At 72.6% G+C, this 8,324-nt stretch carries 9 protein-coding genes; 4 read left to right on the forward strand and 5 right to left on the reverse strand.

The genetic code is table 11. The features are described 5' to 3' along the window. Positions 1-328, reverse strand: a 328-nt coding sequence (locus ACFWEK_RS15535) for a LysR family transcriptional regulator (RefSeq protein WP_430554607.1), incomplete at its 3' end; no start/stop codon positions are given. 71 nt (positions 329-399) lie between these two features. Here ACFWEK_RS15535 and ACFWEK_RS15540 point away from each other — a divergent pair. The 3 genes from ACFWEK_RS15540 to ACFWEK_RS15550 are packed head-to-tail and all read left to right on the forward strand — an operon-like array spanning position 400 to position 2,362. Beyond that, a complete protein-coding gene (locus ACFWEK_RS15540) occupies positions 400-1,338 on the forward strand; it encodes an EamA family transporter (protein WP_430554608.1) in 939 nt (312 codons plus the stop codon). A gap of 37 nt (positions 1,339-1,375) precedes the next feature. Next, entirely contained in the window at positions 1,376-1,780 is a 405-nt protein-coding gene (locus tag ACFWEK_RS15545) for a helix-turn-helix domain-containing protein (RefSeq protein ID WP_430554612.1), read from the forward strand. A 12-nt stretch (positions 1,781-1,792) separates the two neighbouring features. After that, a complete protein-coding gene (locus ACFWEK_RS15550) occupies positions 1,793-2,362 on the forward strand; it encodes a YciI family protein (protein ID WP_430554609.1) in 570 nt (189 codons plus the stop codon). Positions 2,363-2,372: 10 nt separating this feature from the next. On the opposite strand, the gene ACFWEK_RS15555 is transcribed toward ACFWEK_RS15550, so the two are convergent. From ACFWEK_RS15555 to ACFWEK_RS15570, 4 genes are all read right to left on the reverse strand, one after another. Continuing rightward, a complete protein-coding gene (locus ACFWEK_RS15555) occupies positions 2,373-3,005 on the reverse strand; it encodes a ClpP family protease (protein WP_430548340.1) in 633 nt (210 codons plus the stop codon). After that, positions 3,005-3,646, reverse strand: a complete 642-nt coding sequence (locus ACFWEK_RS15560) for a ClpP family protease (RefSeq protein ID WP_430548341.1) — start codon at positions 3,644-3,646, stop codon at positions 3,005-3,007. Before ACFWEK_RS15560 ends, ACFWEK_RS15555 begins: the two co-directional genes overlap by 1 nt. A gap of 102 nt (positions 3,647-3,748) precedes the next feature. Next, the gene (locus ACFWEK_RS15565) at positions 3,749-6,235 is read right to left on the reverse strand and encodes a hypothetical protein (protein WP_430554610.1); all 2,487 of its coding nucleotides are present in this window, start codon (positions 6,233-6,235) and stop codon (positions 3,749-3,751) included. 143 nt (positions 6,236-6,378) lie between these two features. Beyond that, on the reverse strand, positions 6,379-6,900 hold the full coding sequence (locus tag ACFWEK_RS15570) for a MarR family winged helix-turn-helix transcriptional regulator (RefSeq protein WP_430548343.1): 522 nt from the start codon (positions 6,898-6,900) through the stop codon (positions 6,379-6,381). Between the two features lie 135 nt (positions 6,901-7,035). Here ACFWEK_RS15570 and ACFWEK_RS15575 point away from each other — a divergent pair, with 135 nt between their 5' ends. Further along, the gene (locus tag ACFWEK_RS15575) at positions 7,036-8,268 is read left to right on the forward strand and encodes an MFS transporter (RefSeq protein WP_430554611.1); all 1,233 of its coding nucleotides are present in this window, start codon (positions 7,036-7,038) and stop codon (positions 8,266-8,268) included. Positions 8,269-8,324: the final 56 nt, after the last annotated feature.

Below are 8,324 nucleotides of genomic sequence, written 5' to 3' on the forward strand. Positions count from 1 at the left end.
TGCGGGGGGGGTGCTGCACCGTCGCGGCGCGGCCCCCCGCCGCGACGGTGACCGTGCCCGACGGCTCGCCCTGGAACTCGTCCCACCGGGCCTGGACCTGCGCGAGCGCGGCGGCGACGCTCGCCCCGCCCTCGGCCAGCAGCCGGCCGGCGTCCGTGAGCCGCAGCCCGCGGCCGGACGGCTCGACGAGCGGCGTGCGCAGCTCGCGCTGGGCGGTGCGCAGCTGCTGGGACACAGCCGACGGCGTGCGGTGGGTGGCGCGGGCGACGGCGGTGACGCTGCCCCGGTCGGCGAGCTCGCGGAGCAGCTCCAGGTGCCGGACATCCATGAAGCCAGACTACAGACAGAGTGAAGCAACTTTCGCTTGTCCTTCAACGTCTGCCCGGGGAGGCTGGGCGCATGCCCGCCCGCCACCGGCTGCTCGCCGTCCTCGTCGCCCTCCTGTGGGGGCTGAACTTCATCGCCATCGACGCGTCGCTGCAGCACTTCCCGCCGATGTTCCTCGTCGCGCTGCGGTTCGCGCTCATCGCGCTGCCCACCGTCTTCCTGGTGCCGTGGCCGGACGTGCCCGTGCGCTGGGTGGTCGGCTACGGGCTCGGGTTCGGCGCGCTGCAGTTCCTCTTCCTGTACTGGGGGATGGCGGCGGGGATGCCCGCCGGCCTCGCGTCGCTCGTGCTGCAGATGTCGGGCCCGTTCACCGTGCTGCTGGGCGCCACGTTCCTGCGGGAGCGGGTGACCGGCCGGCAGGTGCTCGGGATCCTCGTGGCCGTCGGCGGACTCACCCTCGTGGCGTGGCAGCAGGCCGCGACCGCCACGGTCGTGCCCTTCCTGCTCACGCTGGCCGGCGCGTTCGGCTGGGCGATCGGCAACGTCTGCAACCGGCAGGCGAAGCCGCAGAGCCCGCTGCGCCTCACCCTGTGGATGTCGGTGGTGCCGCCGCTGCCGATGCTCGCGCTCTCGCTGCTGGTCGAGGGCCCCGGCGAGATCGCCCGCTCGCTCACCTCCTGGGACGACCCCGCGGCCGTGGGCGCCGTCGTCGGCCTCCTGTACACGGTGGTGGTCGCGACGGTGCTCGGCTCCGGCGTCTGGACCTGGCTCATGGCCCGCCACCCCGCGGGCGTGGTCGCCCCGTTCTCCATGCTCGTGCCGGTGGTCGGGATGTCGGCGGCCTGGCTGCTGCTCGGCGAACGGGTGACCCCGCTCGAGGGCGTGGGCGCAGCGTTCGTCGTCGGCGGGGTGCTCTACGGCAGCAGCCGGGCCGCGCGGCGGCTTCTGCCGTCAGCAGAACGGCCGCCCGCGGCGCCGCTGGCGGAGCCCACCGGGGCCGGTCGCGGGTAGCGTCGTGGGCATGACAGCGGACACACGGGTCGACACCATGGTCCACGCCACGATCCGCGGTGCGGCCGAGGTGGAGCACGTGCGCGAGCCGCTGCTGCGGCACCTGGTCGGGGCGATCCTGCGCCGGGCGCGCCTGGGGCAGGGCCGCACCCTGCAGGAGGTCTCGCAGGCGGCGCGCATGTCGACGGCGTACCTGTCCGAGGTGGAGCGCGGCCGCAAGGAGGCGTCGTCCGAGATGCTCGCCGCGGTGTGCGCGGCGCTCGGCATCCGGCTCGTGGACCTCGTCGCCGAGGCGCACGACGCGCTCGCCGCGAGCGCCGAGCAGCAGCAGCGCGTCCGGGTGCTCACGTCGCTGCGCGACCGGTCGCCGTCGTCGTCCCGGCACGTGCGCTCGGCCGCCGTGCGCTCGACGACGTCGGACGTCGTCGCCCTCGCCGCGTAGGAACCGGGCGGCGTGGAGTTCTTCGTCTTCCACCGTGATCGTGCCGGCTCGCGCGCTCTGCGAGAGGCGCTCAACGAGGAGCACCTGGCCTACATGGACCGGTTCGCGGACGGGATGATCGCGCGCGGCCCGACGACGACGGACGACGGCGAGACGCTCACCGGCAGCGTGCACGTCCTCGACCTGCCCGGGCCCGCCGACGCCCGGGCGTTCGCGTTCGACGAGCCCAACTACCAGGCCGGTGCGTACCGCGACGTGCTGCTGCGACGGTGGCGCGACCTGCTCGGGCGCACGATGTGGGAGTACCCCGGCGGGCCGGGGGACGGCCCACGGTTCCTGGTCCTCGGGCTCGGGTGGCGGGGGAGCGGCGAGCCGCTCGTCGCGGCCGGTGCGCGGGTCGGCCTCGTCGCGGCGGGCCACCTCCTGTCCGACGACGGCGCCGTCGTCCTCGGGGCGGCCGCGCTGGTCGAGGCCGCCGGGCCCGACGACGCCCGCCGGGTGCTGGTCGTGGACGACTACGCGGACGTCGAGGTCCACGACTGGCACGTCGGCGGGCGCCCGGCGGCTCGGGACGACACCTAGGTCGGGACGGCTAGGCCGCGGCGCGGTCCGACAGCTTGCGCGAGGTGACGACGGCGTCCGCCACCCCGTAGTCGACGGCGCCCTGCGCCGACAGGATGAGGTCGCGGTCGGTGTCGGTGCGCAGCCGTTCCACGGTCTGCCCGGTGTGCCGGGCCAGGAGCTGCTCGGTCTCGGCGCGCAGGCGCAGCACCTCGCGCGCCTGGATGGCGAGGTCGGACACGGTGCCCTGCCCCTGGGTGGACGGCTGGTGCAGCAGCACCCGGGAGTGCTCCAGCACCGTGCGCTTGCCGGGCGTCCCGGCGGCCAGCAGCACCGCGGCGGCGGACGCGGCCTGGCCCATGCAGGTGGTGGCGACGTCGCTGCGCACGTACTGCATCGTGTCGTAGATCGCGGTCATGGCCGTGGCCGAGCCGCCGGGGGAGTTGATGTACAGCCCGATCTCCTGCTCGGGCGCCTCGGACTCCAGGTGCAGCAGCTGCGCCATGACGACGTTCGCCACGCCGTCGTCGATCTCCGTGCCGAGGAAGATGATGCGGTCGCGCAGGAGCCGGCTGAAGACGTCCGAGTAGCGCTCGCCCAGCGGCGTGCGCTCGACGACGTTCGGGATCGTGTAGCTCATCCGCTCGTTCATCGTCGTCGTCATCACAGCCCCGCCCTCCGGCCGGCGGCCGACGGCCGCACGTCCTCCACGCTCTCGACGATCCGGTCGACCATGCCGTACTCGACCGCCTCGGTGGCGGTGAACCAGCGGTCGCGGTCGCTGTCGGAGGCGATCTGCTCCACGGTGCGGCCCGTGTGCTGCGCGGTGAGCTCGTGCATCACGCGCTTGGTGTGCTCGAGGTTCTCCGCCTGGATCGCGATGTCGACGGCGGTGCCCCCGATGCCGGCCGACGGCTGGTGCATCATCACCCGCGTGTGCGGCAGCGCGTACCGCTTGCCCTTGGTGCCGGTGGTGAGGAGGAACTGGCCCATGCTGGCGGCGAAGCCGAACCCGACCGTCACGACGTCGTTCGGCAGCAGCCGCATGGTGTCGTAGATGCCGAGCCCCGCGGTGACGGAGCCGCCGGGGGAGTTGACGTACAGCGCGACGTCGGACCGCGGGTCCTCCGCCGACAGCAGCAGGAGCTGCGCGACGACGCGGTTGGCGACGGCGTCGTCGATCTCGGTGCCGATCACCACGATGCGCTGGTGCAGCAGCCGCGCGGTGAGCTGGTCGTCGAAGGCGGGCGCGGTGGGCGGTGCCGGGGTGCTCAGGGTCGGTGTGTCCTGGGTCGGTGTGCTCATGTCCCCACCGTCCGACGACGGTGGCCGCAGCGGGAGGGTTCTCTGCCGGGAGCGCATCTGCTCAGGGCAGATCCGGCGGGAACCCTCTCGCGGGGCGGGCGGTCAGGGTCGCGGGAACCAGCGCCGTCGGACACCGACGAGGACGAGCCCCACGAGCACCAGGACGATCGCCGCCACCATCAGCCCGACGTCACCGAAGCCGGTGGATGCCAGCGCGCCCGGCAGCGGGGCCTGGGACGACGGCGGTGCGTCGGCGTGCGGTGCCCCGGGCCGTTCGTCACCTCGACCGGCGGGCCCGTCGGAGGCGTCCGGGGGCACCGCGTCGTCGCTGCCGTCGCCACTGTTGCCACCACCGCCACCGCCGTTGCCACCGCCGTTGCCACCGTCGCTACCGCCATCGCCCGGCGGGTCGGTCGGGTCTGGCTCGCCCGGCGGGTCGGTCGGGTCTGGCTCGTCCGGCGGGTCGGTGGGGTCGGACTCCTCGGGTTCGGCGAGCGTCCCGCCGCCGAGCCATGCCGTCGTGGTCGCGTCGTCGAGCGTGCTGACCTCGTCTCCCTGCGGCGCCTGGGCGCCCACGGGAAGGCTCGTCGCCTCGAACCGAGCGCTGCGGACGGTACGTGGCAGCTTCGGGTGGTCGCGCTCGAACTCCGCCTTCGGCGTCTGGTCCCGCGGCGCGTCGGGGAGCACGATGCCGCCGAAGATCTCGATGTAGAACTCCTGCTCGCCGTGCTCGTACTCGTAGCGGTACTGCACCGTCTTCAGCAGCTCGCGGTACTCGTCGTACACGTCCTTCGGGTCGTACTCGGTGCGCGCCGGCCAGGCGCTGACGTCGCCCGAGCCGATGACGTCGTGGAAGGCACCCGGGCGCTCCGCGTCGCGGTCCTTGATCCACTCGGCGGCGACCCGGGCCGTGTAGACGCGGCGCAGGTCTGCGTACTCGGGGGCGGAGTTGACGTAGTCCTCGAGCGGTTGCTCGAAGTCGTCGACGATGCGCTGCGTGTTCCGCTCGACCATCTTCGGGGGCGCGTCCCGGCAGACCTCGTTGCCCGGTACCTCCCAGTCCACGTCGAACGGCTCGATCTGGACCTGCAGCGGGGCGTCCAGGATGTAGAGCTGGTCGTCCTCGACGCGCACCTTGGCCGGCTGCGGCTCGATCCACAGCCGGGTCCAGTCGGAGCAGATCAGGCCGTCGTCGGTGCGCTCCAGCGACTCCCAGTGCTTCTTGCCCTGCTCCGTCTCGGGGCGCATGAGGTCGTTGAGGCTCTGCTTCATCTCCAGGTCCGCCTCGAGCAGCACGCGACCGGCGTCGGTGGAGCCGAACTCCTCGTCGACGATGGTGTCCGGCGTGTCCGGGTTGAGGTTCACCCAGAACTGCTCGGGGTCGAGCGCGAGCCACGTCATGAGGGCGTCGGAGGACAGGTCCAGCGCGGCCTCGCCTCCGTACCCGGGTTCCGCCACGCCGTCGTCGGGGAGCTCGACCGCCGAGAAGGCGTACCCGTAGTCGCCCGCCTTCGGGTCATCGGTGACGTAGCGCAGCTCGAGGGAGCGCCAGTCGATCCCGCCGGGGCTGCGCGGCATGAACCCCTGCCGGCGGCCGTCGGCGCCGAACGAGGCCTGCATCCGCTGGCCCTCGCGGGCGAGCGCCGGGGTGCGTCCCGACCGCTGGGCGAGGTCCTTCGCCGGTCCCGCCGTCGAGCGGCGCGGGCACGTCGCCGAGAGCGTGGACGGGCCGGCGGACTTCGGGGTGGGCCCGCACGTCGGGTTCATCGCGGTGCTCGACGACGGTGACGGGTTCTTCTGGACCGCGGTGGAGCGCAAGGTCGTGTGCTCCACCTTGTGCGTGCGCATCTGCTCGAGCTGCTTCGGTGTCGGCTCCTTGCTGAAGATGTAGACGACGCGCCAGCCCTTCGCGCGCAGCGCGGCGTCGGCCTTGAGCTGGCTGGCGCGCAGCGAGGAGTTCCCGGACTTGACCTCGTACGCGATCTTGAGGGTCCGGTTGACCGAGTCGTAGCGGCGGTTGGAACCGAGCTTCTGCTCCTTCGCCAGCTTGGTGTCCTCGCACATCCAGCTCGGGCCGCCGAGCTTGAGCCGCCGACCCACGTTCCCGTGGAACGCGTCGCCGCGGGCGTCGTTGGCCTGGTTCGGGATGTAGGAGTTGCGCCACTGGTCCCACCCCCACGTGCCCTTGTAGACGTTCCATCGCCGGATCATGCGGTCGCGGGAGCCGACCGGGAACGTCTTGTAGCTCCCCTTGAGCTTCTTCAGCTCGGCCTTCGTCGGCTCCTTCTCGCCGCTGAGGTGCTCGGCCGGGTTCTCGTACTCGTAGTCGGCGATCGTCTCGGCGTGGCCGCTGGGCAGGCCGCCGCCGGGCAGGTCGACGGGATCTGCCGCTTCCGAGATGCCGTCGATGAGCTCGTCGCACTGGACGTTGAACTTGGGCGCGCCCTCGCTGGCGAGTCCGGGCACCAGCACGAGGGAGACGGCGAGCACGAGGGCTGTGGCCACGGCGGACGCGACGGCGCGTCGCAGACGGTCGCGTCGCAGCACGGCGGCGGTGGACTCGTCGACCTCGTTGGCGTGCCTGCTCACGACGCTCTCCTTCGACGCGGGGTGGGTCTGCCGCCGGGGTGGTCACACGTCTGCGACGCAGGCAACCCTCCCGACGGTAGCCAGGAGCGACCGGTTCTGCGCTCGTGACAAATATTGCGCGAGGCAACCGAGTGTCGCGACGGTCAGGCCGGGGGCGTGTCCCGCTTGTAGGCGTCGAGGTCGGCGTTGAGGCGCTCGACGAGCTCGGCGAGCAGGGTGCGGTCGGCGGGGCTCCAGTCGGCGAGCACGGTGGAGTAGGTGGCGCCGCGCCGGCGTCGCTGCGCGCGCAGGGCGTCCCGGCCGCCGGCGGTCGCGGAGACGAGGACGGCGCGCCCGTCGTGGGGGTCGCGGGAGCGCTGCACGTGGCCCGCCCGTTCGAGGGCGACGACCTGGCGCGTCACGGTGGAGGCGTCGATCCCGAGGAGGTCCGCGAGCGCCTGGACGCGCTGGGGGCCGCCGTCGCGCAGGGCGTGCAGCAGCAGGTAGCCAGAGCGGTCGAGGTCGTGGCCGCCGGTCCGGACGGTGGTCGCCGCGGTGGTGCGCTCGGCGCGGCGCAGCAGCTGGGCGAGGCCGAGCTCGACGCGGGCGACGACCTCCGCCGTCGCGGCGTCGTCGCCCTGGTCGGGGTGCTTCTTCTCGACATTGTTTCCCCGGGAAGCGGTCATAGGTGTATCCTACAGGTAATTGCCTGCACCATGCAGGTATCTCGGCGCCCGAACGGCCCGTGGCCGACGACGACGACGGCGCAGCAACCAGCAGACGACGCCCGCGACCGACCGTGGGGCAGGAGTGAGGAGTCCGTGGCAGGCACACGCAACGAACCGAACAAGACCGCGATCTACGCGACCGCGCTGACGGCGTTCTTCGCGATCGCCGGCATCGCCGTCGTCGACCCGATCCTCCCGGTGATCGGGGAGGCCATCGGCGCCACCACGTGGCAGATCGAGCTCCTGTTCACCGCGTACATCGCGGTCATGGCCGTCGGCATGATCCCGGCCGTGCTGGCCACGGGGAAGTTCGGCTACAAGAAGATCCTCGGCACCGGCGTCACCATCGTCGCGATCGCCGCGATCCTCGCCGCGCTGAGCACGTCGATCGGCCAGCTCGCCGCGCTGCGCGGCCTGTGGGGGCTCGGCAACGCGATGTTCTTCGCCACCGCGATGGTGCTGCTCGTCTCGCTCGCCAACGACCGCGAGTGGGTCGTCGGCATCTTCGAGACCTGCGTCGGCCTCGGGTTCGCCGTCGGCCCGCTCATCGGCGGCCTGCTCGGCAGCATCAGCTGGCGCGTGCCGTTCTTCGCGTGCGGCCTGTTCATGATCGTCGCGCTGGCGATGTCGATCACGAAGCTCAAGGACCCGGCCGAGAAGCCGGCGCCGCTGCACGTGGGCCAGGTCTTCGGGCTCTTCCGCAAGCCCGCGTTCCTCGCGCTCGCCGTCGTCACCGCCACGTACAACTTCGTGTTCTTCGTCATCCTCGGCTACACGCCGATCTTCCTCGGGCTCGACGTCGTCCCCCTCGGCCTGGTGTTCACCGCCTGGGGTCTGGGGCTCGCGTTCGGCATCCTCGTCGTCGGCCACAAGCTCGCGCACACGATCGGCGCGGTGCAGACCCTGGGCATCGCCGTCGCCGGCGTGCTCGTCATGACGCTGCTGCTCGCCCTCGGCCTCCCGACGGCGGCCTCGATCGTCGTGCTCGTCGTCGCCGGCGTGTTCATGGGCATCGCCAACGCGATCCTCACCGACCTGTCGCTCGCGCTCGGCGACCCCGACCGCCGCGTCACGACCGGAGCCTTCAACCTCGTGCGCTGGGGCTTCGCCGCGCCGGCCCCGGTCATCGCCGGGCTGCTGCACCCGGTCGGCGCCTCCGCCCCCTACTGGGTCGGCGTCGGCGTGCTGGCCGTGGGCGTGATCGTCTTCCTGCTCACCGCGCACAAGATGGCCGGCCAGCTCGGGGAGAAGGTGCTGTGGTCGCGCTGGAACAAGGCGGCCGCCGCCGTCGAGGGCACGCCCGAGGAGGCCATGTCCGAGCTGTGACGGTTCCTCGGGACGTCGGACCGGGGGAGGGTGACGGCGGGCGCCGGGCGGAGCAC

The organism is Isoptericola sp. NPDC060257, assembly GCF_042726645.1.
GTDB lineage: Bacteria > Actinomycetota > Actinomycetes > Actinomycetales > Cellulomonadaceae > Isoptericola > Isoptericola nanjingensis.